The following is a 26,502-nucleotide window of genomic DNA, read 5'->3' on the forward strand; positions in this document are numbered from 1 at the left end:
ACGGCGCTTCCAGCAAGGCGAGCGTGGCGGGAAGTGGAACACGGAAATCGAAGCCTATTTAGCGTATGGAAACGGGAAAGCGAACGGTTTCAAGTGGTGCCGCCATGATGGCCACGAGGGACCGCAGCACTCGATGCGATCAAAGTCAGGCGGCTCGTCGCGGCGCGCTGTCACTCCAACCACTTCAGTGTGGCCAGCAATTCATCGATTTCGATAGTGACGATGGTGGAAATCGTGTCACTCACGCCGTAGGGCAGAATCAACCGTCCACGGTGCAGGAGCGCACCGCAGGTATAGACGACGTTGGGCACATACCCTTCGCGTTCACTCCCGTCCGGGCGGATGAGAGGCTCCGCCGTTTCGGCCAGCACTTTACTCGGATCTTCGAGGTCGAGCAGAATCGCCCCGATGCTGTATTTGCGCATCGGTCCGACGCCGTGGGTGATGACCAGCCAGCCCGCGTCGGTTTCCAACGGAGACCCGCAGTTCCCGATTTTCACCGCTTCCCACGAATACCGCGGGCGGCGCAAGAGCCGGGGCTCACTCCAAAAGTGCGGATTATCGGAATACATGAGGAACAGATTCTCGTCGTCCTGCCGGGAAATCATCGCGTACCTCCCGTGGATGCGGCGCGGGAAAAGCGCCATCCCCTTGTTCTGCACGGCGCGCCCGTTCAGCGTGCGTGCCCGGAAGCTCAAGAAATCCGAAGTCTCCAGCAGTTGCGGAAGAATCGCGCGTCCATTGTAGGCGGTGTATGTGGCGTAATAGGTGGCTGTCCCATCGTCCTCGATGAAACGGGTAAAGCGCGCATCTTCCATCCCATTGCTTTCATTCGACGACACGGGAAAGATGATCCGTTCGGAGACGTGCACGGATTCATCGAAATGCACTTCGTAATTCGACTGCGCCAGCCAGCGCACACATTCACTCGTGCGCTGCTCCTCGCGTGATAGCGGGCCGAGTCCGCCCGCAGATTGCCGCATCGCCGTTTCGAGTTCGCTCAGCGTAAAATCGTTCTGCAGCGATTGCAGGAGAGCCGTCGACCAATCGTTCTCGAATCCCATCTCCATGAGCTTGTGCAGGAAGACGGATTTTCGATAGGTCGGATTGGGGTTCTGAACGGGCGCCGTGACGAATCCGGATGGTGTCTCGAGAGTGATGCTGTGATCGGCATGGATCACGCCGCCGCGGAATTCGATGGACGAAATGTGCCCCTCGCCGGTCGCCCGCAGGCTGAGAACGAAACGCAGTTCGCCGTCCTGCATGCCGGATTGGTCCGGGGACGGGACGATGGAGGGATTGAAGAGGGCGGCGGATTCGAGGGCGTACTCGCCGCAGAAGAGGGCACCGATCAAAAGCCGACGCGTCTCGGAAAGAGGGCGCCCGGTGAAAACGTGGGCCTGCACGCGTTCGAAGGCACGGCGCCAGATGGCGGTCAATTCCTGATGCCGATGGCCAAACTCCGCCCTCACGGCGGCGAGTTCCTCTTCCGCTTCGGATTCGCTCATGGCCAGGGCGCGTCCCACGATATTGACGATGCGGGCGGGCTCGGAGGGAATGAAGGGACGGACCAGGACTCTCGCGCTATCAGGCCGGAGTTGGATTCCAGTCGGATGAATGGTCATGCGGCGCATGTTTGGGGAGTTTCGATTGCCCGGCTCTTCACCAGCGTCAGTTCGGCATGCGAGAGATAGAAGGCCAGGCTCGATTCGGCCCCCTGGTTTTGGTTCAGGTGGTCCTGGAGGAGCGCATCGCGGCAGCCCCCCGTGGTGGGATCGTAGAGCGGCTCGCCGAGATCGTTGCGGCCCAGAAACCATTCGAAACACTGCTGCGCAGCGTCCCGCCAGTTCGTGTCGCGCGTCACCGCAAATGCTTCGAGACAGGCGGAGAGCATGGCGTGCGCTTCCAGCGGTTGCTGGTCGAACCTCGCTCGCTCGCCGCCTCGAATCCAGAATCCGTGGCATCCGATCGGCGTGAAATGTCCACTATCCGCCGTCTGCGCTTCCAGCAGCCAGCGCAACGACGTGAGGCCGATGTCGAGCATTTCGCCGTTCGAGGTCCAATAGCCGCTCAGGATGAGAGCGTGGGAAAGCTTGGCATTGTCGTAGGTCACGGTTTGCTCGAACCACTGCCAGCCGGCTCCGGCGTTCGCGCGATAGAGTCCCAGGAGCTGGCCGGCGAGGACATCCCGCATCTGGCTGACCACACGATCCCCGGAAAAGGCCCGCAGATATTCGTGAATGGCGAGGATGGCAAAGGCCCAAGCACGAGGAGAGCTGAAACGAGCCACCGGCGACAGGCCCCGCTGGAAGAGCAGAGCGCAGAGACTGCGGTGCCCGTGATCGCGAGATCGTCCCAGCGCCGTGCCGACCGCCCAAAGCGCCCGCGCATGGCTATCTTCCGAGCCGGCGCGCTCGATCCATTCGCGGTGATGGCTCATGAAATTTCGGAAGCGGCACGTGTTCGCATCGAAAGCATACCAGAGGAATGCGAGATAACTGCTCGCCAGGCGATCCAGTCGCGAGTCCCGCTCGCCGGCCTCCTGGAGCAGGACGGTGAAGATGAAGGCCCGGGCATTGTCATCCGTGCAATACCCCTCGTGATAGTTCGGAACGTTGTAGATGGCGTGCTGGAAGATGCCGGTGTGATCGCTCATCGTGTAGAGGTGATCGAGCTTCAGCGGCGGCATCGGATAGTTCGCGTTCTCGATGGTTCGCACCGCCGCCATTTCCACGGATGGCCTGCTGAGGCTGGCCCGCGCCCGCTCGAAACTCTCCATGTATCGCTCCGCGACGACCGGCCAGATCATCTCGCGTCCCGCTTTCCAGGCTCGCTTCCGCATCGCGGTCATCAGCGTTGGGTTCGAGAGAAAGTGGTTCACGCCTTCCGCAATCCCCGGCGCATCGCGGAAGGGAACGAGGACGCCGCGGTCGCCGGCCAGCAACTCCTGGGCGTGCCAGTAGGGAGTGGAAATAATCGCTTTGCCCGCGCCGAACGTATACGCGAGCGTTCCGGAAGTGACCTGCGCCACATTCAAATAGGGGGTGATGTAAATGTCGGCGGCGCCGATGAATTCCTTCAATTCCTCCACGGTGACGAAGCGGTTATGGAAGATGACCTGGTTGGCCACGCCTCTTTTCTTCGCGAGCTGTTCCAGCCTTTCGCGGTAGGCCTCACCTTCATGCGCCAGGAGATGCGGATGCGTCGCGCCGAGCACGAGATAAACCACGTTCGGGTGCCGTTTGAGGATCGCGGGCAGTGCTTCGATCACATATTCGATGCCTTTGTTGGGCGAAAGCAGGCCGAAGGTGAGCAGCACGGTCTTGCCCTCCACGCCGAAGATGTCCTTGAAAAAGTTGGAATCGATAAACGGCATGTCGATCACGCCGTGCGGGATGAGATCGATTTTTCCGGGATCCACTCCGTAGACGGATTCCAACATGCGCTGCCCGCGCTCCGCCATGACGATGAAGCGATTCGAAAGCTGGTTCAGTTGTTCCATGACCATGCGCTGGTCGGGATTGGGCTCACTCAAGACCGTGTGCAGCGTCGTGACAATCGGCCGGCGCACCTCGCGCAAAAGCGTCAGCAGATGGCTCCCCGCCGGGCCGCCATAAATGCCGAATTCATGTTGGACCGACAAGACCTCCACGTTGTTGATATTCAGAAACTCCGCGGCTCGCCGATAGGAGTCGAGTTCCCGCTCGTCGATCTCAAAGCGGACGCGTTCGGGGTACTCGTAACCTTCCGGGCGATCATTGACCGATCCGACGATGCATTGCGTCTGCGGGAAAGCGGTGGCGACCGCCTCACAGATATCCGCCGTGAAAGTCGCGATGCCGCACCGCCGTGGAATGTAATCGCCGAGGAAAGCGATGTGTTTGGTGTTGGGCGATGAATCCATGGCGGTCGAAAAAAAATTCCGAGCGCCTCACGATGGCAGCGACGTGGCACTCGCCACGCGGCGGCGAGAAGTCCTGGACGAAACACTCGCACAGTCGGGCCTGATCCGATCGCGGTCAACTTGGATTGCTGTCGGGTGCTTTCCATGGCCTTGCGTTGCTGGTCTGTCCGGGCGGTTCCTATCGAGTGAACGGCATGTTCTCCAGTGGCATGGACGCGGTTCCTAAATTTGTCCTGCTGGGTGTCGCGATGGCGCCAACAAACGCAGTTCGCTACCCAATAACGATTCTTCGCTATGCGCTCCGTCTGGAAAGACAGCATCCGCTTCAGCTGGGTCGACATCCTGGCAGCTGTTTTATCTCGAAATGAGGAACAGCCCCCCGCACCCAGCCGCAGCCTCGAAAAGCCTGAAGGCGGCGGGTGAGCAAGGAGGGACATGAGATGCAGCATCCACGGAGCTTTTTAAACCGCGAATGAACGCCAATAGACGCGAATAGAAAAGCGACTCGCTGCCTTTATTCGCGTTCATTGGCGTCCATTCGCAGTTCCTTTTTCCTTCCGGGTGTTTCGCGAGACCCCGAGGCCGTGCGTGTCAGGGCGCCTCCGGCACAACGGGCACCAAAACAACCGCCCCTGTCGCTCCTATCCTTAGCTCAGGGCGCACCCCGGCTCGATCGGGACGTATACATTACTGCCGGAAGCATTTGCCAGCGGGCGCTCGCCTTCCGCGAAGAAGCCGCCATGATTTTTTCCCGTCGCCACTTCCTCCAGATCACCGGACTTTCGGCGCTTTTCGGTTCGTCGGCACAGGCTAGACTTGAACAAAACGACCACTCCGAAGGCGTTGCTATGACTACCGTGAAGATTCCGTTTGAACATGGAGAACTCGCGCTCTCGTTGCCCGCGGAATGGACGATCTTGGAGACCGTCCGGCCGGCTCATCACGCGAAGGTCGCGGATTTGCAGGCATCCCTTGTCCATGCACTCGACCATCCTCACGGCACAAAGCCACTGCAAGCCAGGGATCTCAGCAAGAAGCGCATTGTCCTTTGCGTCGATGATATCAGCCGTCCGACGCCCACGGCCCAGTTCTTCGGCCTCTTGCTCGATTATTTGCTGACCCATGGAGCGCAACGCGAAAACATGCTGATTCTTTTCGGTTTGGGCGTGCATCGGAACATGACGCCGGAGGAAGCCCACGTGAAACTGGGTCACACCGACTTGCGCGGGATTCCCTGGCGCAATCATTCCCATACCGACGAACAGCAACTCAAGTATCTCGGAACGACTTCCCGAGGCACCTATGTCTCGTTGAATCGCCATCTGGCCGAGGCCGACCTCATTATCCCCGTCGGTGCCATCGAACCTCATTTGCTTCTCGGCTTCAGCGGTGGCTGCAAGATGCTCATCCCCGGCCTCGCATCGTCGCGCACCATTGGCGAGAACCACATGCAGGGAGTCAGCGGCGAAAGATATAATTACGTCGGCGCCACGGAAAGCCCGATGCGGCTCGATCTCGAGGAAGGCGCGAAAATGTTGGGCAAGGAGATATTCATCGTGAACGTGGTCATGAACGAGTCTCTCGAAATCTGCGCTTTCTTCGCCGGCGATGCCATCGAGGCGCAACGGGAAGGGATCCAATTTTCCCGATCACTGACCGAGCGGCCGGTCGCCCAGCAGGCCGACGTCGTCATCACCGCCTCCAACCCCATGAACGCTGACCTCCGGCAAAGCATGAAGTGCATCGGCAACGTCCAGAAGAGCGTGCGTCCCGGCGGCTTGCTCATCGGCCTCGCCGAATGCCGTCACGGGATCGGCGACGTGACCGTCCCGCCAACGTCCTGCCGAATGGATTGCTGCGCTGCATCCTGAATTTCATTGGCTCCAAGCGCGTTCTCGGATTCGTCGACACCTTCCGGAAGGATGCCGGCATCGAAGAGCGATTCCTCTCCCATTTCGCCGCGCAACTCGCACGAAGAAACAAGGTCTTCGTTTACTCACGCGCACTCCCCGCGGACACGGGAAAAAAACTCGGCATCTTCGTCCAGTTTGCCGACGTCGAGAAAATGATGGGCGCCGCCCCGCCGCTGGGCTCCAAAGCATGCCACGGTCTTGATTTATCCGTATGGCGGCTCCACTTACCCCAAAGTGCTGTCGCAAGCTTGACTACGGCTCGCCCAGGACAGGATGCGCGACCACCGGTGAAGTCGTGCGCACCGCGCGCGTCAGGACCTGTTTCCCATATCCACCTCCCGTTCCCAAAGTGAACGAAGCGCTTTAGGAACGCTGCAGCGAGCTTGTGACTCTGTTTCCCGATCAGCACACCGCCCCATGTGTGATCGCCATCGAAACATTCAGTCCCAGTGGAGCCAGCTCCACAGGGCGATCTTTCCAGCGATCACGAGAGCTGCGGCGACCGCCATTGCGCCCCAGATCCAAATGGTCCACAGGAATTCATTGACGATGTTGAGTGCGCCAAACAACGCAAATTCCACCCGCGCCTGGTGCTTCTCGTCACGGCCCCGCGCGGTGCGTGTGGATTGCACCCGAAAATTCTCCACGTGACAGTACGGACAGATCACTGCGAATGCACGGTGGTCGTAATGGATGGCGCCGCCGCAGGATTGGCAGGACGTGGTTTCGCTCACCTTCAACTCCTGGCTCAGCACCGGTACGACCGGCAGGTCGCGACGCATGCGTTTGCTCAGATCGATCAGCAGGCACAAACCGATAAACCATGAGGCCTCGCCCAGCACTCCGGTAAAGAAGAGCGGTCCTTCCGGCAAGGTCGCGAGATAACGAAATACGGCGGTATCAGGCCGCCGATCGAAATCCAACATCGCGAGGGGAACCAGGGCGAAGACCTGCGCCGCGATGAGAAGCACGAGCAGGATCCTCGCCGGACGCGACGTGAGCACCCACGCGAAACGCCATGCTCCCTGGGCGCTGCGGAGCAGCCGCTGCAGTTTCTGCTCGAGCACGACCGCCGCACGGTAATCTGGCGGCACGCTGCATTGATGCCCGCAGTTCCCGCAATGCAAGGCCTCCGGCTCCAGCAACAGGCCCGCACCGCATTTCGAGCATTTCAACGGCTCGAATGCCGGCAGGCCCCGCGTGGCTTCGTGGAATGCGCCGCGTCTGGCCGCGGACCCGGCATGCTTCTGGATCGCCACCAGTTGCTTCCACTGCCGCATGCACAGGAAATAAACCGCCACCACTCCGAAGGGCAGTGAGAGACCTTGGAAAAGGAGAACGAGAATGCCGTAGTCGAAGCAGTTCACCATCGCGACCAGCATAAGGACCGTCGTGTGAAGAGCGATGCGATTGTGCCGCCTCTATTGCTCAACGGGCTGCCCGGCAAGAGCCGCTCCCGGGAACTGCAACGAGAACTCCACCCATTCCGGCGAGGGCATCTTCGCGGAGAGCTCGACGCCGATCAGGGTGGTCAGTTCACGAGTGATGGAGAGTCCGAGCCCAGCGTGATTGCCATCGGTTCGAGCGCTATCCTTTCGCCAAAAGCGGTCGAATAGATGGCTTACGTCCTCGGGCTGGAGATCCGACACGGTGTTAGCGATGGTCAGGCGCACCCCTTTCTCGTCGACATCCATGGCGATCGAGACCGTGCCGCCGGCGGGGGCATGCTCCACGGCGTTGGAGAAGAGGTTTGCGAGCGCGATGCGCAGGAGTTCGGGGTCCGTGCGCAGAATCCCGCCACGCTCCACCTCGATGGCAATCTTGAGATCCTTGTCACGTGCCATCGGCGCGAAGCGTCCCCAAATTTCCCGAATCAACGAAGGCATCTCCACAGCTGTCCGCCGAATGGGTTGGCGGCCTTCTTCGCAGCGGGCGATGGCGAGCAAAGCCAGGACGAGCGATTCCATTTGGCGCGCAATGTCGAGGGTATCGCGAAAGAAGCCCGCCGTTTCGGAGTTCGGATCGGGCCAGCGCTGGGCGACCTCCGCAAGAGAGCGCAGTTCGGCGAGCGGCGTACGCAGCTCATGCGCCACGTCGGCGCCAAACCTGCGTTCGCGTTCAAATGCTCGATCGAGACGCGCGAGAAGATCGTTGAGTCGCGCGCAGATCGGCGCCAACTCGGAGGGCATGGACTCGACCGGGAAACGGGTGTGCAGGGTGTGCGAGCCAATCTGCGAGGAGCGTTCGCCGAGATCCGCCAACGGGATCAGTCCGCGAGTGACCGCGCGGTGCACGATGAAGAGGACGCCGCCCAGCGCGATACACCCGACGCCGGCCAGCAAGGCACCCAGCCATCGGAGCGAGCGGTCGAGGTCCGTGCGGTCCCGTGCGACGACGATGGTGACTGCGGGGATGCCAACTGGGGTGACGTTTTCATCATCCTCCTCCGCAGGCTTGGGAACAAAGTGGATGCCGATCGCTCTTCCGGCGCGCCCGCTGGGCAGAGTCAGATTCCAAAATGACGGGCGATCGGTTTCGCCAAATCGCTCCGGCAATTCCGACTCGTGCAGGGAGCGGGAGCGCCGGATGGTCTTTCCGCCGGCGACGCGCAGTTGGAAGAAGGCGGAGCCGTTCGCCCGATCGAATTCCGGCATGAGCTCGTTTTCGAAGTCGATTTTCACCTTGTTGTCATCGAACCGGGTCAACATGGCGAACGAGCGCGCGGTGGCGGATAGGGTGTGGTCAAACTCTGCCGTGAGCCAATAGCGAGCCGACAGATAGACCGCGGAGCCAGTGAGGCCCATCAAGATGATGAACCCGAACAGCAATGAACGGGTGATTTGGCGGCGAATCGATCTCATCCGAAGATGTAACCCAAACCGCGCCGTGTTCGAATCCGCTCGTTGCCGATCTTTTTCCGCAAAGCGCAAATCGCGGAGTCGACCACGTTGCTCATCGGCGTGGCGAGATCATCGTAGATGTGCGTTTCGATCTCGGTGCGAGTGACGACCTGACCGGTGCGTGCCGCGAGGTATTCCAGGAGCCGATATTCCCGCGGAAGAAGGTCGACGATGTGTTCGCCCCGTTTGACGGTTTTGGAAGACGTGTTGAGTTCCAGACCGGCCACACAAATCGAAGTGCTTTTCCCGCCGTAGGTGCGGCGACAAAGCGCGTGGACGCGGGCCAGGAGCTCTTCCAGGGCGAATGGTTTGACCAGGTAATCGTCGGCTCCATCCGCGAGGCCGCGCACGCGATCATCCACCGTATCCTTTGCCGTAAGCAGGAGGATGTGTGTATCCCGGCCCTTGGCCCGAAGTTGGCGAACGACGGAAAGGCCGTCGAGTTTGGGGAGCATGATATCGAGGACCACCGCGTCGTAGCTGTTCGTCTCGGCCAGCCAGAGTCCTTGCTCTCCATCGCCGGCGATGTCCACCGCGTAGCCAGATTTCCGCAGCGCCGCTCCGAGGGAGCGCTGCAATCGCGGGGAGTCTTCGACCAGGAGGACGCGCATGAATCACTCTGACAAGAGAGACGGCCGCTTCAATCGGCAAATCCTGGCTGGGCCGCTGGTGCGGGTCGTTGCAGGACCAGGAAAACGCCGACTCCAATCAGGACCACCAAGACACCGGAGCAGAGGAAATGGGGGATTCAAAAAGGGCAGCGGCCCCGGGGGCCTCAGCATTACCCACATCTCGAAAGGGGAACAGAGAAGCTCGCGAATCACTCAGATGACACGAATCGGGAAGGATTTCATCCGCGTCATGGGCGTGATTCGCAGGCAGTTCTTGTCTTTGTGGGAACCTCAAAAAGATGCGGGTAATGCTTGGCCCGGAACAGTGCACACCGCCCCGGAGCCGTGCCGTTGAAAGAATGGTTAGTCCTTCTTTCCGGTTTTGTTTTCGCGTTCGACCACCTTCCCGGCGCTCGAGAACACGACTTCCCGGCGCTTGGCATTTGCGGAGATCAGCGCCTCGTAAGTGGTTTTGCCGTCTTCCGTGACGCGTTCGAGTTTTTCGACTTTGCCGCCGGTGGCCTCCTTCTCAATCGCGGTGCGGACCGCTTCGGGAGCCGCGGATAGTTCGATGACGTCCTCCACGGCCAGGAGCTTGCCGGCCGCGTTGACACTCACCTCGCTGATCTTGCCAGCAGCCGATTTGATCTTCGCTTCAAAGGAGATTTTCCCGTTCTCCTCGTCCTGCTCGACCTTGACGATCTGGCCGCCAGCGGCGTGCTTCTCGAGCGCAGCGGCAGCCGCGGCCGGAAGGTCCGAGAGCTTGACCGCCTTTTCACTTTCTCCCGCTTTCACGGAAACCGGGATGGTGGTGAAGGCAGCCGCAAAAAGAGCGGCGATAATGTGGTTTTTCATGATTCGTTTGTGATGGGTGTTTGAGGTTTCGCACGACGAAAGCGCCATGCGCAGTGGGCAGTGTTGCCAACTGGGAGAAATGCTACCCACGGAAGATGATCGGAAGATGACGCCGCCGAACTTTTTCCCTCGTCCTCCAAAGTTCCCCTCTTCGAGCCCGATTGCTCCGGTGCCTTGGCGTACCGCAGTCCTCGGGACGTTTCCCAGCGAACGCCTACTTCTTTTCCACGAGCCAGACGTTCTTGAAAAAGACCGGGTGACCGTGCGCCTGGAGATAGATGCCCGCCGGCTCGGGACTTTCCTTGATCCCACCCGGGGTGGAATGCAGGATCTCAACATCGTCCAGCGTGGTCACGCCGTTGAACTTCACCGTGCAACGCCCATTCTTCGTCTTGTTGCCGGCGGCGTCCCAACGCGCGGCGGTGAAATCGATGTCATAGGTCTGCCAGGTGAGCGTCGGGAAGCACATGTTGACCGTCGGAGTCACTTGCGCGTAGAGCACCCCGCAATCGTGCACGCCCTCGATGATCCCAAAGGAATCCAGCACTTGGATTTCGTAACGTTGCTGGAGATAAACCCCGCTGTTCGGGCGCTGATAGATGGATTGCGTCTCCGGCATGTAAGAAATCATGAACTCGACGTGGAGGGTGAAGTCCTCGAACTTCCGCTTCGTCGTCGCGCCTTTGCCCTCGGACGTAATCCATTTATTTTCCGTCATCCGCGCGCCGGGTTCCCACTCATCGAGGTTCGTGCCGTCGAAGAGCACGATGGCGCCCGACGGGGCAGCGGCGCCGAGGGTCGGGCTTTTCCGAAGCACGCGCTTGAGTTCAAATTTCGCGCCCGTGTCGGTCTGGCCGGTAATGGTCTGGCCGTCGCAAGTGCCCTTGTAAACCTGGTCGATCACCACTTTGCCGCCCTCGAGCTGGGAGTCCGCGGGCGTCGTCGTGTCGGTGCTGGGTGCTTTCTGAATGATCGTTTTGCCGTCCCAGCCGGCGCCCGGCAGGCCGCCGACGAAAAACTCCGTGCGAAACTGCCCGTTGCCCAAGGCGCGTACCTGGCCGCCGAGCCTGGCGTCCGCGCTGGCATATTCGCCCTGGAACTGGAAATCGGCATCCGTGTGGTCCGGATCGGAATACACTTTCAAGGCCGGTTTCGGCGTCGCGGGTTCAGCCGCGACGAGCGCGCTGGCGGAGAGCGAAACCAGGAGGAGAGAAAAGAGGGGGAATTTCATGGTTAAGAGGGATGCGCGACAAGGGCGTCAGCCGTCGTTATACCGGCCCCTCATTCGTCGAAAAGAGAGAAATTGTCGCAAAAGTTGCCGAAATCGCTTTTCGATGGGAAAACGGAATCACCACAAAGGCCACCGCCGGCCAAGGCAAAGGATTGAAGTCATCCGATGTCTATGAAAACGGGATCGGCAGCCAGCGAAGGAATCGACAGCCGAAGTGAGCAGAGGGGCAACGCAATGCCATTCGGGGCCAGCCATCCGTTACGTGGAGCGCGACGAGTCCGCCTGCGCCGAAGGCGTTGAATCGCCCAGCCCAGCGGGGAGATTCATCAGGCACACTCCCGTTGGCCCTGGTCGAGCCCGCTGACGACGGCGGGAAATGCCACCGGCGGGAGCATCGCCCAAAGGAAAACGACGGCAAATTGCCCCGACGTGAGCTCCAAGTCAGGCAGAATGAACCGCGCAAAAACGACCAGCCAGGCTACTACAGATACGCAGCTGGCGACGACGATGCCCGACCGAACGGCCTGGTTGGCGATGTAGCCCATCACGGCGGGAGCCAGTCGCCAAATGGCAGAGGCGACGCCAAGGGTAACGGCGAGGCCGATGATTCCTAGGATGAGGTCCTGGTGCGAAGGTTCAGCCCTCCAAAGTTGGCGCAGCTGCAGCACCGTGTAGGCCACCAATTCCAAGGAATAGCCGATCACACCCCATCTGCGCCATTGGACAGCAGTGGGCGAGTTCACCTTGGCGAACTCCGCTCGAAGGGCTTCCGTCGAGCCGATCTGGCTGACGGCGGACTCGAAGGCCTCCGGTGCGGCCATGCCCGAGCGCATTTGCCGGGCCATCTCCTCTCGCAGATGGCTTTCCAATTCGTCGAGGAGTGCGTCCGTCTGAATACCGGCCGACAGCATCTGCTGTCGCCACGCGGTGATCGATTGCTGGAGGTCAAACATACGATTGGTGGCCGAAGCCGGTAAGGACGGCATGGACGATGGCCCAATGTTCGCGATGCTCGGCCAGGGCCTTTTTGCCGGGCTGCTTGAGGGAATAGTACTTTCGCTTGCGGCCGCTTTCGGCCTCGACCCAGCGGGACTTGATCTGACCCTTGCGCTCGAGGCGATGGAGGACGGGGTAAAGCATGCCATCGGTCCATTCCATGCGGTTTTGAGAACGGGTCTTGATCTCCTGGATGATGGCGTAGCCGTAGCTTTCGCCTTCGGCGAGGATGGAAAGAATGAGCGGTTCCGCGGAAGCCGCGACGAGTTCCTTGCGAAGCATAGGACCATAATGCATAGCATTTCTATGTATCGCAAATCATTTTTAATAAATGATGCCTGGTGGGAGTGTCGCCGGACCCTATCTCAGTTCCAAAAGTAATTCTTCGATCTCCTCGCCGCGGGCGTTGGCAAAACCTTTCGACGCGCTGATCAGCGCAAAGCCGTTCTTTTCCAGGATCCGGCGTGAGGCCATGTTGTCTTTGGCCACGCGGGCATAGATGGGGCGAATTTTCTGAACGTGCGCCAGGAAATCCGCCAGCGATCGATTGGCCAGGCCGTGTCCCCAAAATTCTTTCCCAAGCCAATACGTCACCTCACACCGGTCGTCTTCCCAATAACTCATGACATGCCCGACAACGTGCTGATCATCGGATAGTCCATCATAGACACAGTCGTCGACTGGCTCCGCAATGGGCGCTTCAACCTCCGCTTCTGGGGTGGACTCGCCCTGGCCATCCTCATCGCCAGCCGTACCCCCCTGTCCGCCGCTGCAGCGGGCCCAGCGGGATTTATTTTTTTGAAGCGATGGTTCTCGAACCTCCCCTGAAGCAGTTACAGATAAAGCAACCGACATGCCGGATGTTCTTCTCCGCGGCGGACTTCCGCGTTTTGCTTGTTTTGGCGGGCGCTGTTGTTAAGTCTATTACCACTTTCGATGGCTGAATTAGAAAATCCGCAGGCGTTCCCGGACAAAACGCCGTCGCCGGTTCCGACAAAAAGCAAGAACCCCAACCGAATCCGGCGCATCATCTTCGCGCCTTTTACCCTCGTCGCTTATCTCGTCCGAGGTAAGTCGAATATCGACGAGATCGTCGTCTACTCCGCGCCGCGCGCGTTTTATCTCTGGATCGTGATCGCGGTCGGTTTCGCCTTGAAATTTCTCGTCCCGCTCTATCTCAGCGCCAGCGCCGGCGCGTGGATATTCATTACCACGCTGGTCTTTTTCATCCTCGCGCTACTCTACGACATGAGCCTGAAGAAGCTGGCGCTCTGGGTGCTGGTGATCGCAGCGCTGTGGCTCCTTTGTAAGTATCTGGAGAACCTTCGCGACATCGTGATTCTCGGCCCGATCGTGCATCACTTCGCGATGCTCGACCCGCAATATGACCACGGCACCGTCACAGTGCTCTGCTGGCTGCTGCTCATTCCGTGGGTTTGCTCGCTCTTCGAGATGCGCTTCGACCGGAAGAAGAAGTTCAGCCCGAATGAAATCGCGGAATTTCACTTTGGAGAAGGCTCGGAGCTGACCGATCGCTCGGGCCTGCGCTTCGTGACGAAATATCGCGACGTGCTTGAAACCGTGCTGAGTTTCGGTGGTGGCGACCTGCTCGCGGTGGATAATCATCAGACCGTGATCAAGCGCTACGAGAACATCATCGGCCTGTGGTTCTACTGGGAGAAACTCGACCGGGTCCTCCACCAGCGGGCGACCTTGCTGGACGACGAAGCCGCGAAGGATCAGGCCGCCGGGGATCAACCCGCGCTCTAATCATTCCATCCGCAGGGGGAGCATCGTCTGCTTGACCCTAGCAACGCATCGTCATGCCCTATCAACTTCTACTCATGGCGCCGCGGACCCGCCGGGTCCTCGGCCTGCCCGCGGGCAGCATCCGCGCGCTCCTCACGCTCATGACCGTCGGCTTCATCATCGTGCAAACCGCCCGCGGCCGGCGCATCAGCCTGCTCTGGTTCGAGTCCCTCATCATCGTCCTCGCGCACTACTTCGCGCACCGGCGTTTTGTGGCGCTTTCGCCCGCGCTGATTCAAAAGCTGACCGCGGAAGACTTGCTCGAAGACGAACCGCACCCGCTCTTTCTGCCGCGGCACTCCCTGCGGACGGTGATCGTGTTGGCCTTCGTCGCCCTGGCGATCTATCTCGGTTGCGAGGGGCGTCTGCGCGATCCCGTCGGAATACCCGTATTAGTCAGCGTGGGTTCGTACTTCCTGGGCATCGGCTTCGGCGCCATCGCCACGCGGTTTGTGAAAGGAAAGCCCGTCAAGGGAGCATCGTGGTTTGATGATTTGAAGGCGATCATCACCCTGCTCGCCGTCGCCCTGGCCATCGCCGTGCAACTCTTCAACTGGCAGGATGTCATTCCCTACAGCGACAAGCTCGAGGCGTTGCCACTCGCCTTGATGCTCTTCTATTTCGGTTCGCGCTGAGCTGAGCTTCTCGCGAACCCCTTTCATGAATTCAGCCATCGTCAGTATCTGCGTTTTGACCTACGGGGATTATATGGGTTTGGTCCGCCGATGCATCGAGTCCGTTCAGCAGCACTGTCCGCGCACGGAGTATCGCCTGCTCGTCGCGGCTAATTCGCCCGGACCGGAAACCAGGGATTACCTCGAGACACTCCACGCGTCGGGAGACATCGATACGCTGATTTGCAGCGAGGAGAATGTGAACAAGTGCCCGATGATGCGGCGCCTGTTTGCCGAAGTGCAGACGGAATACATTTGGTGGTTCGATGACGATTCGTGGATTGAGAATGCGGAGACCTTTTCCAAATGGATGGATGCCGCGCGCACGGCTTCGCCGGAGACGATGATGTGGGGCCGTGTCTACTATGTGAGCCACGAACATGAGTTTTGTTACGGGCGCGATGCGGTGGAATGGGTCCGGCGCGCGGAATGGTTTGCGGGCAAAGAGCCGCCCTCCTGGCAACCGGGTGGCAAAGACGTATTCGAATACGAGGGCCGGGAGAGCGGTGATGGGCGGTGGTTCTTCGTCGCGGGCGGATGCTGGCTGATCAAGACCAAAGCAGTGCGTGCGCTCGACTGGCCAGACCGGCGCCTGGTGAAAGAAGGCGACGATGTTTATCTCAGCGAAGCGCTCCGCCAAAATGGCTGGCAGATGCAGAATATGGGTCCGGCCAATGGCGTGGCGATCAACGATCACGGCCGGCGCGGCATCCATCGCGAGACCGGACGCATCGTGGAAGAAACCAAGCGGACGCATCCGGTGGAAGTGGTCGTGGTGAACTGGCGTCGGCCGGATAATGTGCGGCGCATCGTGGAAGCTTTTCGCCGGCAGGGAAGATTCTGCTCGGTGACCGTGATTGATGCCGCGGACCAACCGGAGTACGCGCTTCCCAAGGACGTCCTGCGCATGGCCCACCGGCATTTCGTCTTCGGCCATAATTTCGGCTCCTTCAATCGCTTCGTCCCCTGCCTCGGCTACATGGCGCCGTACACGCTTTTTCACGATGACGATCTGTTGCCCGGACCCAATGCCGTCGAGCATCTCCTCCTCTGCGCGGCCGAATATCCGCACTTTTCGGTGATGGGAGAATTCGGCCGGCATATTTCGCCAGACGGCCAGGAACTCGTCCATGACAGGCAACGCTCACCCCGGAGGGTCCTGCCGGTCGATTTCCTCGTCCGCTCCTATTTCATTCGCACGGCCAATTTGAAGCACATCTTTCTCGCCGCCGCGGCGCTCGGCATTCATCGCGTGGAGTGCGAGGACGACCTGCTGATGTGCATGTCGATTCAACGCGCGACCAAATACCCGTGCGTCGTCACCCGCGACGGCGGCAGAGATACTTCCCTCGCGATGGAGCATCTGCCGGAACCGCATGCCCTCTGGCACCGGAGTGACCATTTTTCGCGGCGGGCGGATTTCATTCGCGCGCAGATGGAGGCGGGTTGGAAACCGCTGCAGGCCGATGCCCCTGGTGCCATGGTGAATCCATGACCTTTCAAGTCCACCGCTACCGCAAGACCTGGAACATCGGCGATGCGATCCAGACCATCGCGCTCGAGCGACTATTGCCCGCGGTGAGTTATGTCTGGCGGGATCTCGATACCCCCGCGGAAGATATCCCTTTCATCGTCAATGGCTGGCTGGGCAATAACCAACCTCCGGTCACCAATCCGAATTGCCTCTTCGCCGGCGTGTATGTGCATAGCAACGAGCATAACTATCGCTGGATCGGCAATTCACGTTTCTCCGAGGTCGGCGCGCGTGACCCGGCGACCGTGATGTGGTGTGCCGACCGGAAGATTCGCGCCACCCTCATCGGTTGCGCGACGCTGTCTTTCGATCCCTACACCGGTCCGCGTAGTGGCATTTATGCGGTCGATGCGAAAGGCGCGGAAGGCACCGCGATCTGCCACGATATCGGCGACATGGAGTGGGACGCGCAATTGAGCCTGGCCCGCGAGTTACTCCAGCGCTACCGGTGCGCCGAGCTGGTCACCACTTCGCGACTGCATGTCGCCCTCCCCTGTCTCGCCTTTGGGACGCCGGTCATCATTCAGGATCCGATGCGCTGGGGAAACCGCGAACGCAATCGCCGCTTTTCCATCCTCGATGCCGTCGGCGCGCGCTACGACACGCCGTTCGTGCAGGACGTGTCCGCCTGGCGCCAGCGCTATATCTCCTTCCTCGAGCGCCACTTGGGAATTCGCATCACTCCCAGGCCCTTCGTCTGAGCCGCGACGGCCTTCATTCGAAAATCAAGCGTGGGAAAGGACGTGAATCGCGCGACCGGCAATCATGTCCTTCACTTTTCCACGGTAGACCACCATGTGCTGTATCTTGGAATGCGCGTCCAACTCTTCCGCGCTTTCCCATTTCTCCACAACCATGAAGGTATCGGGACCGAGCGGCGTCTGTCCGTCCTGCACTGGCATGAAATCCACCACTGCTTCATATTCGACGCAGCCCTGTTCCGCCCGAACGAGGGGCACGATTTCCGAGAACTTGCAGAGGACGGAGTCACGTAGGCCGGGTTTGGTGGTGATGATGGCGATGACGTGGATCATGGGATTTGCACCATGAGTTTCCAACGCGGATTTGGCAATCCTCCCTTGTCATTTTGATACAGGAGCCAGTCATGTCATACAAGTCGACTAAAGAGATTATCCCGATCGATGTATAACATTCGATGGATTGAGTAACATCGCTCTCCGTCCGGTACTTCCTTACCGACGATTTTCGAAAGACCTCTTTTCTTTTTACGTGCGATTCGGATACGAATGTTTGTGGTCTGACCTTCAAGTTGCGTGCAAATCATGAAGTCGAAAACGAAATCCCCCAATGGCGGCGGCGAAAAACGCCTCGAGGCAGTTACAACACCGGACATGCTCCGGATGCTGGTAGAAAATGTTCGCGACTACGCGATCATCCTTCTGGATCCCAAAGGAAACGTCACAAGCTGGAGTCCCACCGCCGAGCGGCTGAAAGGGTGGAGAGCCGAAGAAATCATCGGACAGCATTTTTCCAAATTCTATCCCCCGGAAGATAACGTCAGTCACAAGACTGCCACGGAACTCGCGGTCGCGGAAAAGGAAGGGCGTTTTGAAGACGAAGGTTGGCGCGTGCGCAAGGACGGGACACGGTTTTGGGCCAATGTCGTTCTTACTGCGTTGCGCGATAAAGAGGGCAAATTGGTCGGCTTTGGCAAGGTCACCCGGGATCTATCGGAGCGACGTGCGGCTGAGGAGAAGATCAGAAAACAGTCCCAGGAGATTTTCGAAATGGCGGCGGTGCCGGTAGTGCAGGTGTGGGAAGGCATTCTGCTCGTGCCGCTCATCGGCACGCTCGACAGCCAGCGCACACAGCATCTCATGGAGCGCCTGCTGCAGCGGGTCACCGAAACCAGTTCGCCGGTCGCCCTGCTGGATATCACCGGCGTGCCGACCATCGATTCGCAGACGGCGCAGCATCTCATCGAGACCGTTGCCGCCGTGCGATTGCTCGGCGCCGATGTCGTGCTCACCGGAGTCCGTCCCACTATCGCCCAGACCCTCGTGCATCTCGGCATCGATCTCTCGAATGTCTTTACCCGCTCCTCGCTTACCGCCGGCGTGCGCATGGCGCTGGAAATCCTCAATTTGAAAGTCGGCCCCAAGTCGTAAGATCTTCCAGATCATGAACAACGAAAGCATCTCGGTCATCAAGGTGCGCGATATCCTCATGGTCACCATGCCCTCCGACCCGGATGATTCCACGATCTCCTCGCTGCAAAATAAAGTCCTCACCGCAATGGAACGCACGGACGCCAAGGGAGTGATCCTCGATATCTCTACGGTGGAAACGCTGGATTCGTTTTTCGCGCGCACCGTTTCCGAAACCGCGCAAATGGTGGCGCTGATGGGCGGACGAACCATCGTCGCGGGGATGCGGCCGGCCGTGGCGGTCACAGCCACGCAGATCGGCCTGACCCTGAAGAACATCGAAACATCCCTCAACGTAGAACGCGCCCTCGATGCCGCTACGGCCGAGCGTCCGCGGGACCCCCGATGAACCCGGTCCTCCCAGGTGAAATTGCCATCAAATCCGAAAGCGATATCGTCGCAGCGCGACGGACGGTACGGGACGCCGCGATGCAGGTGGGTTTCGGGATGACCGACGTCACACGCATCGTCACGGCCGCCTCGGAGCTGGCGCGCAATGTTTTCAAGTATGCCGGCGAAGGCGCCATGACCTGGCGCCAGCTCGAAGAGCCCGGCCGGATGGGGATCGAACTGCGATTTATTGATCACGGTCCCGGTATCGCCGACGTGCAACTGGCTCTCCAGGAGGGCTATTCCACGGGAGCGGGCCTGGGGCTCGGCCTGCCCGGGGCCAAGCGGCTCATGGATGAATTAGACATCCAGACCGCATCCGGGCAGGGCACTACGATCACCCTCAAGAAATGGCGCATGATCTGACAACAGAGGCACCAGCTGAAAGTATTCGGGTGGAGGTCGCACGCCCCGCGGAGATCAAGCGTGCCACGGATGCGGCGAGGCGTCTGGCGGCATCGTTGGGCTTCGGTTCCCAGGATTGTGATGAAATCGTTTTGGCGGTCACCGAGCTGGCGACCAATCTGACCAAACACACGCGCGGCGGGACAATCACGCTCCGCGCCACCGACGGCCGGGCCGGTATTCAGGTCGAATCCGAGGATCGTGGCCCGGGCATTCTCGATGTGGAACAGGCACTCACCGACGGCTATTCCACCGCGGGCAGTCTTGGGACGGGACTCGGCACGGTGAACCGGCTGATGCATGAGCTGGAATTTTACTCTCTCTCCCCCACCGGCACTCGCATTGTCTGTCAGCGATGGCTTCGTGCCAAAAATGCGACGCCATTTGTGCGCTGGCTGGAATTTGGCGCCGCCACCCGCGCCTATCGCCGCCAACCAGAGAATGGGGATACCTTCTTCATCCGCCAATGGGAAGGCGGCGCTCTTGCCGGGGTCATCGATGGCCTCGGGCACGGACCATTTGCCCAGCGGGCCGCCCAATGCGCCCGGAGATATCTCGACCAGCATTTCGACCAATCGCTGGAAAATCTTTTCCGTGGCGCGGGCCGCGCCTGCAGCGCCACGCGCGGCGTCGTGATGGCACTGGCCCGCTTTAACGCGGCGCAGCACACGGTGGCCACGGCCAGCGTGGGCAACATCGAGACGCGTTTGATCGGTGGTGCGGACCGGAATGTTCCCGTGCGCCGAGGCGTTGTGGGCTTGAACGCGCCGAATCCTGTGGTGGCCGAGCATCCGTGGACACCCGAGAGCATCCTGATCATGCACTCGGACGGCTTGCGCACCCAATGGGCGTGGGAGGAATTTCGGCACGTGGCGACAAGCGCCCCTGGGATCATCGCCCAGCGGTTGCTCACCGACCTCGGAAAAATAGACGATGACGCCACCGTCCTCGTCGCCCGCACCGCAAAACCATGAGCTTCGTGAGCCCCTCCGACCTGCAAGACCCCGAGGAAACGATCCGCCTTCTGCAGGAAGAACTCGCCGAGACCAATCGCGAAGTCCTCGCCCTCACGCTCGAACTGGAGAAGCGCGTGGAGCAGCGCACTGCCGAATTGGCCGCGGCCAACAAAGAGCTCGAAGCCTTTTCCTATTCCATCTCGCACGATCTGCGGGCGCCCCTGCGGCACATCGATGGATTCGGCCAACTGCTCCGCGAGCGCTATGGCGAGCAACTCCCTCCACCCGCCCAAGCCTTGCTGGACAAGGTCTGCAACAGCGCCCAGCACCTCGGGCATTTGATCGATGATCTGCTCAATTTCTCCCGGCTCAGCCGGCAACCGATCAACAAGCGCACGGTGAACACCGTCAGTCTCGTTCAGCAGGTGCTCGATGAATTGCAAGGGGAGCGCGAAGGGCGCCAGGTGGACATCCGGGTGGGCGAGTTACCCGATTGCTGCGGTGACCTGACGCTTCTCAAGCAGGTCTTCTTCAATCTCATTTCCAACGCGTTCAAATTCACGCGCAAACGGGAGTTGGCGACGATCGACATCGGCTACTATCAGGAACCCAAGGATCTGGTCTTTTTCATCAGCGACAACGGGGCAGGATTCGACATGTCGTATGCGGCCAAATTATTCGGCGTCTTTCAACGCCTGCACAGCGCCGATCAATTTGAGGGCACCGGCGTCGGACTATCCATTGTGCAGCGCATCATCCATCGGCACGGCGGCCGCATCTGGGCGAAGGCGGAAGTAAACAAGGGCGCGACGTTTTTCTTCACGCTGCCGAACTAGCGGAGCCGGTGCGACTGTTGCGGCGGCGTTTCGCAAACCCGCTTGCCGAAGCGGACTCCGCGGAATACCTCAAACGGTGCCGTGCGATCCGCCGCAGGCACTCTCCCCCACTTTCATGATCCGCACTGATTCTTCCTCCCAGGAACACCGTGACGCACGCCAGGCCGTCTACCGTAAAGTCACCTTGCGCCTCATCCCCTTCCTTTTCCTCTGCTACATCCTCTCCTATGTCGACCGGGTGAACGTGAGCTTTGCCAAGCTCCAGATGCAACACGACCTCGGCATGACCGAGGAAATGTATGGCATCGGCATGGGTATCTTTTTCATCGGCTATTTTCTGTGGGAAGTGCCGAGCAATCTCATGCTGCAAAAGGTCGGTGCACGGCGCTGGATCGGGCCGATCATGATCGTCTGGGGCGTCGTCTCCTCGCTGACCCTGTTTGCCAAAACGTCGACGCTCTTCTACTCGCTGCGTTTTCTCCTCGGCACCATTGAGTCGGGTTTCTTCCCAGGCGTCGTCCTCTATCTCACGTTTTGGTTTCCTCGCACTCATCTCGCCAAGACCATTTCCATGTTCATGAGCGCCATCGCGCTCTCGGGGGCGTTCGGCAGTCCCCTCTCGGGCTGGATCATGGGAAAAATGAGCACCTTCGGCGGGCTGGCCAATTGGCAATGGCTCTTCCTACTCGAGGGCATCCCCTCTGCCATCGTCGGCATCATCGCCATTTACTACCTCGACGATGGTCCGAAGAAGGCCAAATGGCTCAGCGCGGAGGAACAGGAAATTCTCGTCCAGGCGCTCGCCGAGGAAGAAGCGCTCAAGCGCAGCCAGGGCGAGTCCCACCACAGCATCGCCGGCGCTTTCCGCAGCCCGCAGGTCTGGTGGTTCTGCCTCGTCTATTTCGGCATGGTCGTCGCGAATTATTTCGTCGGCTTCTGGATGCCGGAAATCATCAAGAGCGGCATCACCACCGACCCATGGAAAATCGGCCTGGTCTCCATCATCCCTTGGGGCGTGGGTGCAGTCACGATGATCTGGTTTGGCCACCACTCCGACGTCACCGGGGAACGCCGCTGGCATCTCACCGTGGCGTTGCTCGTCTCGGCGGTGTTCCTGATTTTCTGTGGACTGCACGGGCTGCCACCCGTGCTCGGCATCGTCGTGCTCTCCTTCGCCGTCGCCGGCATCATGTCGAGCATCTCCACATTTTGGGCGCTGCCCACGAGCATGCTTTCCGGCGCGGCCGCCGCGGCCGGACTCGCGTGGATCAACTCCGTCGGCAACCTCGGCGGTTTCGTGAGCCCGTATGTCGTTGGCGGCATTCGCGATCGCAGCCCGAATCCCATCTACCCCGCGCTGCTCGTCGCCTTTTGCTGCCTCGTCTCAGCCGCCGCCGTGCTCATTTCGACCCGGAAGAATCGTCTCGAAAATCTGGCTGCCGACAAAGCGGGCGCGCTCGCCTAGGGCTCGCTCGATGCGAATGACTTCGTTCCATTTGGCCATGCGTTCGCTGCGGGAAAAGGAACCGACCTTGAGCTGACCGGCATTCGCCGCCACGGCGAGGTGTGAGATGAAAGTATCCTCCGTCTCGCCGGAGCGCGCGGAAACCACCGGCAGCCAACCGGCCTGCTGCGTGGTGCGAATCGCCTCCAGCGTTTCGGTCACCGTGCCGATTTGGTTGAGCTTGATGAGCACGGCATTGGCGATGCCTTTTTCGATGCCGGTCCGGATGCGGTGGATATTCGTCGTGAAAAGATCGTCGCCGATGAGCTGGATCTTGCGCCCGAGCTTCTGGAAGACCATCTGCCAGCCTTCCCAATCAGTATCCGCCATCGGGTCCTCAAGGGAGATGATCGGATAACGCGCGCACCAATCCTCGATGAGCGCGGCAAATTCCGCCGTCGAAAACCGGCGTTGCTCCAGCCCAAACTGATAAGTGCCACTCTCTTCGTCGAACAAATCACTCGCCGCTACGTCCAGCGAGATCACCGCATCACGCCCCGGCTCGTAACCCGCGGCCTTGATCGCCTCGACCAGTAACTGCAGCGGCTCCTCATTCGTCTTGAACTCCGGCCAGTAGCCACCCTCATCCGCTACGCCGAAGTAACTTCCCCGCCTCTTCAGAATATCGCCGGCCGCATGATAGACATTGTGCGTGATCTCCATCACTTCCGCGTAACTGCGCGCTCCCGTAGCGATGAGCAAATAGTCCTGTACATCGGTCCGCCAATTGGCATGCGCCCCACCACCCGTGATTTGGATCTCGGGCAGCGGCAGGAGATCGCCGGTGCCGAGATAGGCGAAGAGCGGTTCGCCCCGCGCACTCGCGGCCGCCGCTGTCGCCGCCATGGAAACACCGAGGATGGCATTCGCGCCGAGCCGGCTTTTATTGGGCGTGCCATCGAGTTCGATCATCGCCTGGTCCAGGCCCGCCTGGTCGAAGACATCGCGCCCACGCAGTTCGCGGCGAATGATGTCCTGCACATTGGCGATCGCCCGCAGAACGGATTTTCCACGGAAGCATTGGACATCCCGGTCGCGCAGTTCCAACGCTTCAAACTGACCCGTGGAGGCGCCAGAAGGTACGGTGCCACGTCCGCGCACGCCGTTTTCCAAAACCACTTCCGCTTCGACGGTCGGATTGCCGCGGGAATCGAAAACTTGATAGGCCGAGATGGAGCTAATTTTCATGAAGTAAATTGGGACAGCCGGGCAAACCACGCGTTCGTCACCACGCCGAGGGAAGGTGCTTCTTCGTGAAGCATGACCCGCGCGAATTGGCGCACGAAATCCTGTCGACCAACGTCGAGATATTCGACCGGCGATTTGCCGTCCACGCGAGCCAGGAGCAGCATCACCAGCAACCGTCCGACGCGCGTTTCGAGCTCCGGTGTCGGCCGTCCCGTTTGATAGGCCGCCCAAAATGCTTCGACCATCCGTCGCATACCGACCTCCCGCGGCGCATGAAGCAGCGTCTTGAGGAAAAAGTGATTCAGCATGAAAGCGAGATCGAAGGACGGGTCGCCATACCAGGCCACTTCGCAATCCAGCAGCACCATCCGCTCGGGGCTGACGAGAATGTTCTTCGGACTGAAATCGCCGTGCACCAGGCACTCGCGGGTCGCCGCCAATCGCGCCGCCTCCGCTTCAAACAACGGTCGCAACTCAGGGTGCTTCACTCCCGTCGCCAGCAGATAGGCCTCGATGCGCAATTGATAGAAATTCGGCGTCGTATCGAAAATCCGCTTCGCCTCCGCATCTCCCGTCGAATGACGATGAATTTCCGCCAGCAAGCCGCCCGCTTGCGCCGCCGCCTCCGGCCTCGCCTCACCTGCCAGCAGTTGCTGCTTCCAGTTCTGAAATTCGCCGCCCAGATACTCCATGGCGAAGTAATTCCCCGTCGCCGAACAATGTCGCAGCGCCGGCACCACCGCTGGAAGAAAACGCGACACATAGCGAATGAACTCCCATTCGTAACGATTGCGGCAGATATCGGCAAACCAGTCGGCCTTGACCTTCAACTTGGCCAGAGCGCGCTTGACGACGAAGCGCTCGGCGCCGTCTTCCACGAGATAAATTTCGCACGAAACCCCGCCCGTCAGCGGCATGAGCCGCGCATCGTCTGTCCGCACGACGCCGTCCTGGCGGAGCAGTTGCAAAAATTCAGCGGATTCGTTCACGGGGTCTGGTGGGGATGACGCGCGACAACGGTCGCAACCGGCGAGCATTGGATGATGCTCAAAGAGAATCAATCCTTTGCAGATTTACTCCAGCAGGTCGCTGGAACGAACGAACGCGATCCGCTTTACTTGGCCTCTCCTAAATGAAAACGAGAAACACGAAAACTCCGATATCCTGCCTCGCTGCGATTTTTGGGGCGCTGCTTTTCGCGATGTCGGCACGCGCGGAAAACAAGGTGCACGTCTCTCCCGCCCCCGAGGGCGAACCGCTCTCCGCGCAATTCAAGGTGAGGGCGGAGCAAGCCAATGTCCCGGTCTATCTCGCACGCGTTTGCTCACTTTCCGCCGAGGAACGGAAACGCCTCGGCCCACCCGTGGAGAGTCAGACGACGACCACCGCGTTCGCCTCCTTCGATCTGGAGGGCCAGGCGAAAGTCACAGTCACTTGCAATGAAGAGGTGAAGAGCGTCAACGTGCTTCCCATCACCTCGGGCCTGCGCCCGGAGGTTTCCGGCAAGACACTCACTTTCACCGTCAACAAGCCGGGACCATTGACCATCGAGGTGAATGGCGACTGGATTCACTCGCTCCATCTGTTCGTCGATCCAGTCGAGAAAGATATTCCCGATCCGAAGGATCCCAAGGTCATCTACTTCGGCCCCGGCGTTCACCACGTGCAAAGCATGACGGTTAACGCCGGCCAAACGGTCTACGTCGCCGGGGGCGCCATCGTCTATGGCGATGGGGGTGGCAATAACCCACACGACCCGATCTTCCGACTCCAAGGCGCGAATATTACCCTGCGCGGCCGTGGTATCATCGACGGCAGCCTTTGCCCCTGGCATACGCGATCGATCGTCGCCGTCGTCGGCAGCGACATCCACGTGGAAGGCGTCACCTTGCGCGACTCGAGCGGCTTCACCCTGCCCGTCCGGCGCTCGGATCGGGTAAAGATCGAGAATGTGAAAATCTTCGGCTGGCGCGGCAACTCGGATGGGATGGATCTTTGCAACAGCCGGCAGGTGGAAGTCACCGGTTCTTTCCTGCGCACCTTCGATGATCTCGTCGTGCTGAAAACGGACAAAGGCCAGGGCGAGTTGCGCGACGTCACGGTGAAGAATTGTGTCCTGTGGAATGAATTCGCCCACGCCCTCAGCCTCGGCGCGGAATTGCGCGAACCGCTGACCAACGTGCTCTTCACGGACTGCGACGTCATTCACGACAAGGGGCGCGAATGGTTGCTCCGCGTCTATCATTGCGATTCCGCGCCGGTCAAAAATGTCACCTTCGATCACATCCGCATCGAAGAAGCGCGGCGGCTCATGTCGGTCTGGATCGGCAAGGCGGTGTGGAGCAAGGAAAGCGAGCGCGGGCATATCGACGGCGTGACCTTCAAGAATATCGAGTCCGTGACTCCCATCTCCAGTCCCTACGCCGATCTCGTCGGCTTCGACGCCGACCATGCGGTGCACGATGTGCACTTCGAACACGTCATCGTCGGCCAGCGCGAACTAAAGCCAAGCGACGTGCGCCAAAACGCGTTCGTGAGCGGTGTCACGATTGCCCCTTAAGTCAGGCCATTCCGGCTAATCCGCTCGCCTAGAATTGACGACAAATGCGATAGATGCCGCCGCCGCCC

General features: G+C 60.0%; 26 protein-coding genes. 13 read left to right on the forward strand and 13 right to left on the reverse strand.

The genetic code is table 11. From position 1 onward, the window contains the following. Positions 1-170: 170 nt before the first annotated feature. Together CFE428DRAFT_RS23715 and CFE428DRAFT_RS23720 are read right to left on the reverse strand one after the other, a co-directional pair. Complete coding sequence (locus CFE428DRAFT_RS23715; protein WP_006982206.1) at positions 171-1,625, reverse strand: glycoside hydrolase family 130 protein; 1,455 nt, start codon at positions 1,623-1,625, stop codon at positions 171-173. Further along, positions 1,622-3,904, reverse strand: coding sequence for a glycosyltransferase family 4 protein (locus CFE428DRAFT_RS23720; RefSeq protein WP_006982207.1), 2,283 nt, complete (start codon positions 3,902-3,904; stop codon positions 1,622-1,624). Before CFE428DRAFT_RS23720 ends, CFE428DRAFT_RS23715 begins: the two co-directional genes overlap by 4 nt. A gap of 848 nt (positions 3,905-4,752) precedes the next feature. Between CFE428DRAFT_RS23720 and CFE428DRAFT_RS34355 the strand changes: the two genes are divergently transcribed. After that, on the forward strand, positions 4,753-5,775 hold the full coding sequence (locus CFE428DRAFT_RS34355; RefSeq protein ID WP_006982208.1) for a lactate racemase domain-containing protein: 1,023 nt from the start codon (positions 4,753-4,755) through the stop codon (positions 5,773-5,775). Positions 5,776-6,257: 482 nt separating this feature from the next. Here CFE428DRAFT_RS34355 and CFE428DRAFT_RS23730 read toward each other — a convergent pair whose 3' ends face one another. The 5 genes from CFE428DRAFT_RS23730 to CFE428DRAFT_RS23750 form a co-directional block, all read right to left on the reverse strand. Next, a complete protein-coding gene (locus CFE428DRAFT_RS23730) occupies positions 6,258-7,199 on the reverse strand; it encodes a hypothetical protein (protein ID WP_006982210.1) in 942 nt (313 codons plus the stop codon). 39 nt (positions 7,200-7,238) lie between these two features. Then, positions 7,239-8,678, reverse strand: a complete 1,440-nt coding sequence (locus tag CFE428DRAFT_RS23735; RefSeq protein WP_006982211.1) for an ATP-binding protein — start codon at positions 8,676-8,678, stop codon at positions 7,239-7,241. Beyond that, positions 8,675-9,328, reverse strand: a complete 654-nt coding sequence (locus tag CFE428DRAFT_RS23740; protein WP_006982212.1) for a response regulator transcription factor — start codon at positions 9,326-9,328, stop codon at positions 8,675-8,677. Before CFE428DRAFT_RS23740 ends, CFE428DRAFT_RS23735 begins: the two co-directional genes overlap by 4 nt. Positions 9,329-9,691: 363 nt before the next feature. Beyond that, entirely contained in the window at positions 9,692-10,183 is a 492-nt protein-coding gene (locus tag CFE428DRAFT_RS23745) for a PepSY domain-containing protein (protein ID WP_006982213.1), read from the reverse strand. Between the two features lie 214 nt (positions 10,184-10,397). After that, a complete protein-coding gene (locus tag CFE428DRAFT_RS23750; RefSeq protein WP_006982214.1) occupies positions 10,398-11,414 on the reverse strand; it encodes a 3-keto-disaccharide hydrolase in 1,017 nt (338 codons plus the stop codon). 11 nt (positions 11,415-11,425) lie between these two features. Between CFE428DRAFT_RS23750 and CFE428DRAFT_RS23755 the strand changes: the two genes are divergently transcribed. Next, the gene (locus CFE428DRAFT_RS23755; protein WP_006982215.1) at positions 11,426-11,632 is read left to right on the forward strand and encodes a hypothetical protein; all 207 of its coding nucleotides are present in this window, start codon (positions 11,426-11,428) and stop codon (positions 11,630-11,632) included. A gap of 108 nt (positions 11,633-11,740) precedes the next feature. Here CFE428DRAFT_RS23755 and CFE428DRAFT_RS23760 read toward each other — a convergent pair whose 3' ends face one another. The 3 genes from CFE428DRAFT_RS23760 to CFE428DRAFT_RS36125 form a co-directional block, all read right to left on the reverse strand. Then, the gene (locus CFE428DRAFT_RS23760; protein ID WP_006982216.1) at positions 11,741-12,367 is read right to left on the reverse strand and encodes a permease prefix domain 1-containing protein; all 627 of its coding nucleotides are present in this window, start codon (positions 12,365-12,367) and stop codon (positions 11,741-11,743) included. After that, positions 12,360-12,692 (reverse strand): PadR family transcriptional regulator, encoded by a 333-nt coding sequence (locus CFE428DRAFT_RS23765; protein WP_042725657.1) that lies wholly within the window; start codon positions 12,690-12,692, stop codon positions 12,360-12,362. The genes CFE428DRAFT_RS23760 and CFE428DRAFT_RS23765 overlap by 8 nt, the downstream gene beginning before the upstream one ends. Positions 12,693-12,770: 78 nt before the next feature. Beyond that, a complete protein-coding gene (locus CFE428DRAFT_RS36125; RefSeq protein WP_083805313.1) occupies positions 12,771-13,265 on the reverse strand; it encodes a GNAT family N-acetyltransferase in 495 nt (164 codons plus the stop codon). Positions 13,266-13,346: 81 nt separating this feature from the next. On the opposite strand from CFE428DRAFT_RS36125, the gene CFE428DRAFT_RS23775 reads away from it, so the two are divergent. Genes CFE428DRAFT_RS23775 through CFE428DRAFT_RS23790 form a run of 4 tightly spaced genes read left to right on the forward strand, consistent with a single transcriptional unit; the run spans position 13,347 to position 17,128 of the window. Then, positions 13,347-14,180, forward strand: coding sequence for a hypothetical protein (locus CFE428DRAFT_RS23775; RefSeq protein WP_006982219.1), 834 nt, complete (start codon positions 13,347-13,349; stop codon positions 14,178-14,180). A gap of 53 nt (positions 14,181-14,233) precedes the next feature. Continuing rightward, on the forward strand, positions 14,234-14,854 hold the full coding sequence (locus CFE428DRAFT_RS23780; protein ID WP_006982220.1) for a hypothetical protein: 621 nt from the start codon (positions 14,234-14,236) through the stop codon (positions 14,852-14,854). Between the two features lie 25 nt (positions 14,855-14,879). Next, complete coding sequence (locus CFE428DRAFT_RS23785; protein ID WP_006982221.1) at positions 14,880-16,388, forward strand: glycosyltransferase family 2 protein; 1,509 nt, start codon at positions 14,880-14,882, stop codon at positions 16,386-16,388. After that, positions 16,385-17,128: a polysaccharide pyruvyl transferase family protein gene (locus CFE428DRAFT_RS23790; RefSeq protein WP_006982222.1), complete on the forward strand. Its 744-nt coding sequence runs from the start codon at positions 16,385-16,387 to the stop codon at positions 17,126-17,128. Before CFE428DRAFT_RS23785 ends, CFE428DRAFT_RS23790 begins: the two co-directional genes overlap by 4 nt. Positions 17,129-17,152: 24 nt before the next feature. On the opposite strand, the gene CFE428DRAFT_RS23795 is transcribed toward CFE428DRAFT_RS23790, so the two are convergent. Further along, positions 17,153-17,461, reverse strand: a complete 309-nt coding sequence (locus tag CFE428DRAFT_RS23795; RefSeq protein ID WP_006982223.1) for a putative quinol monooxygenase — start codon at positions 17,459-17,461, stop codon at positions 17,153-17,155. 249 nt (positions 17,462-17,710) lie between these two features. Here CFE428DRAFT_RS23795 and CFE428DRAFT_RS35105 point away from each other — a divergent pair, with 249 nt between their 5' ends. The 6 genes from CFE428DRAFT_RS35105 (at position 17,711) to CFE428DRAFT_RS23825 (ending at position 22,647) form a co-directional block, all read left to right on the forward strand. Next, entirely contained in the window at positions 17,711-18,556 is an 846-nt protein-coding gene (locus tag CFE428DRAFT_RS35105; RefSeq protein ID WP_006982224.1) for a PAS domain S-box protein, read from the forward strand. Positions 18,557-18,569: 13 nt separating this feature from the next. Next, positions 18,570-18,944 (forward strand): STAS domain-containing protein, encoded by a 375-nt coding sequence (locus tag CFE428DRAFT_RS23805; protein WP_006982225.1) that lies wholly within the window; start codon positions 18,570-18,572, stop codon positions 18,942-18,944. Further along, on the forward strand, positions 18,941-19,351 hold the full coding sequence (locus CFE428DRAFT_RS23810; RefSeq protein ID WP_006982226.1) for an anti-sigma regulatory factor: 411 nt from the start codon (positions 18,941-18,943) through the stop codon (positions 19,349-19,351). The genes CFE428DRAFT_RS23805 and CFE428DRAFT_RS23810 overlap by 4 nt, the downstream gene beginning before the upstream one ends. A gap of 29 nt (positions 19,352-19,380) precedes the next feature. Beyond that, complete coding sequence (locus CFE428DRAFT_RS23815) at positions 19,381-20,364, forward strand: ATP-binding SpoIIE family protein phosphatase (protein WP_042725659.1); 984 nt, start codon at positions 19,381-19,383, stop codon at positions 20,362-20,364. Further along, on the forward strand, positions 20,361-21,182 hold the full coding sequence (locus CFE428DRAFT_RS23820) for a sensor histidine kinase (RefSeq protein ID WP_006982228.1): 822 nt from the start codon (positions 20,361-20,363) through the stop codon (positions 21,180-21,182). Before CFE428DRAFT_RS23815 ends, CFE428DRAFT_RS23820 begins: the two co-directional genes overlap by 4 nt. 115 nt (positions 21,183-21,297) lie before the next feature. Then, entirely contained in the window at positions 21,298-22,647 is a 1,350-nt protein-coding gene (locus CFE428DRAFT_RS23825; RefSeq protein ID WP_006982229.1) for an MFS transporter, read from the forward strand. Here the strand turns inward: CFE428DRAFT_RS23825 and eno are convergent. After that, positions 22,567-23,874, reverse strand: coding sequence for a phosphopyruvate hydratase (gene eno / locus CFE428DRAFT_RS23830; protein ID WP_006982230.1), 1,308 nt, complete (start codon positions 23,872-23,874; stop codon positions 22,567-22,569). The two genes, CFE428DRAFT_RS23825 and eno, sit on opposite strands and share 81 nt — an antisense overlap. Continuing rightward, the gene (locus CFE428DRAFT_RS23835) at positions 23,871-24,863 is read right to left on the reverse strand and encodes a phosphotransferase family protein (RefSeq protein WP_049975736.1); all 993 of its coding nucleotides are present in this window, start codon (positions 24,861-24,863) and stop codon (positions 23,871-23,873) included. The genes eno and CFE428DRAFT_RS23835 overlap by 4 nt, the downstream gene beginning before the upstream one ends. A gap of 212 nt (positions 24,864-25,075) precedes the next feature. Here CFE428DRAFT_RS23835 and CFE428DRAFT_RS23840 point away from each other — a divergent pair, with 212 nt between their 5' ends. Then, a complete protein-coding gene (locus CFE428DRAFT_RS23840) occupies positions 25,076-26,434 on the forward strand; it encodes a glycosyl hydrolase family 28 protein (RefSeq protein WP_049975737.1) in 1,359 nt (452 codons plus the stop codon). The last annotated feature ends 68 nt before the right edge of the window (positions 26,435-26,502 follow it).

It is taken from the genome of Chthoniobacter flavus Ellin428 (genome assembly GCF_000173075.1).
Lineage (GTDB): Bacteria > Verrucomicrobiota > Verrucomicrobiia > Chthoniobacterales > Chthoniobacteraceae > Chthoniobacter > Chthoniobacter flavus.

Excerpts from the sequence above, each read along its gene's own strand:
- CFE428DRAFT_RS23715 (WP_006982206.1), bottom strand. The coding sequence starts at position 1,625 with ATGACCATTCATCCGACTGGAATCCAACTCCGGCCTGATAGCGCGAGA.
- CFE428DRAFT_RS23720 (WP_006982207.1), bottom strand. The coding sequence starts at position 3,904 with ATGGATTCATCGCCCAACACCAAACACATCGCTTTCCTCGGCGATTAC.
- CFE428DRAFT_RS34355 (WP_006982208.1), top strand. The coding sequence starts at position 4,753 with ATGACTACCGTGAAGATTCCGTTTGAACATGGAGAACTCGCGCTCTCG.
- CFE428DRAFT_RS23730 (WP_006982210.1), bottom strand. The coding sequence starts at position 7,199 with ATGCTGGTCGCGATGGTGAACTGCTTCGACTACGGCATTCTCGTTCTC.
- CFE428DRAFT_RS23735 (WP_006982211.1), bottom strand. The coding sequence starts at position 8,678 with ATGAGATCGATTCGCCGCCAAATCACCCGTTCATTGCTGTTCGGGTTC.
- CFE428DRAFT_RS23740 (WP_006982212.1), bottom strand. The coding sequence starts at position 9,328 with ATGCGCGTCCTCCTGGTCGAAGACTCCCCGCGATTGCAGCGCTCCCTC.
- CFE428DRAFT_RS23745 (WP_006982213.1), bottom strand. The coding sequence starts at position 10,183 with ATGAAAAACCACATTATCGCCGCTCTTTTTGCGGCTGCCTTCACCACC.
- CFE428DRAFT_RS23750 (WP_006982214.1), bottom strand. The coding sequence starts at position 11,414 with ATGAAATTCCCCCTCTTTTCTCTCCTCCTGGTTTCGCTCTCCGCCAGC.
- CFE428DRAFT_RS23755 (WP_006982215.1), top strand. The coding sequence starts at position 11,426 with ATGCGCGACAAGGGCGTCAGCCGTCGTTATACCGGCCCCTCATTCGTC.
- CFE428DRAFT_RS23760 (WP_006982216.1), bottom strand. The coding sequence starts at position 12,367 with ATGTTTGACCTCCAGCAATCGATCACCGCGTGGCGACAGCAGATGCTG.
- CFE428DRAFT_RS23765 (WP_042725657.1), bottom strand. The coding sequence starts at position 12,692 with ATGCTTCGCAAGGAACTCGTCGCGGCTTCCGCGGAACCGCTCATTCTT.
- CFE428DRAFT_RS36125 (WP_083805313.1), bottom strand. The coding sequence starts at position 13,265 with ATGTCGGTTGCTTTATCTGTAACTGCTTCAGGGGAGGTTCGAGAACCA.
- CFE428DRAFT_RS23775 (WP_006982219.1), top strand. The coding sequence starts at position 13,347 with ATGGCTGAATTAGAAAATCCGCAGGCGTTCCCGGACAAAACGCCGTCG.
- CFE428DRAFT_RS23780 (WP_006982220.1), top strand. The coding sequence starts at position 14,234 with ATGCCCTATCAACTTCTACTCATGGCGCCGCGGACCCGCCGGGTCCTC.
- CFE428DRAFT_RS23785 (WP_006982221.1), top strand. The coding sequence starts at position 14,880 with ATGAATTCAGCCATCGTCAGTATCTGCGTTTTGACCTACGGGGATTAT.
- CFE428DRAFT_RS23790 (WP_006982222.1), top strand. The coding sequence starts at position 16,385 with ATGACCTTTCAAGTCCACCGCTACCGCAAGACCTGGAACATCGGCGAT.
- CFE428DRAFT_RS23795 (WP_006982223.1), bottom strand. The coding sequence starts at position 17,461 with ATGATCCACGTCATCGCCATCATCACCACCAAACCCGGCCTACGTGAC.
- CFE428DRAFT_RS35105 (WP_006982224.1), top strand. The coding sequence starts at position 17,711 with ATGAAGTCGAAAACGAAATCCCCCAATGGCGGCGGCGAAAAACGCCTC.
- CFE428DRAFT_RS23805 (WP_006982225.1), top strand. The coding sequence starts at position 18,570 with ATGAACAACGAAAGCATCTCGGTCATCAAGGTGCGCGATATCCTCATG.
- CFE428DRAFT_RS23810 (WP_006982226.1), top strand. The coding sequence starts at position 18,941 with ATGAACCCGGTCCTCCCAGGTGAAATTGCCATCAAATCCGAAAGCGAT.
- CFE428DRAFT_RS23820 (WP_006982228.1), top strand. The coding sequence starts at position 20,361 with ATGAGCTTCGTGAGCCCCTCCGACCTGCAAGACCCCGAGGAAACGATC.
- CFE428DRAFT_RS23825 (WP_006982229.1), top strand. The coding sequence starts at position 21,298 with ATGATCCGCACTGATTCTTCCTCCCAGGAACACCGTGACGCACGCCAG.
- eno (WP_006982230.1), bottom strand. The coding sequence starts at position 23,874 with ATGAAAATTAGCTCCATCTCGGCCTATCAAGTTTTCGATTCCCGCGGC.
- CFE428DRAFT_RS23840 (WP_049975737.1), top strand. The coding sequence starts at position 25,076 with ATGTCGGCACGCGCGGAAAACAAGGTGCACGTCTCTCCCGCCCCCGAG.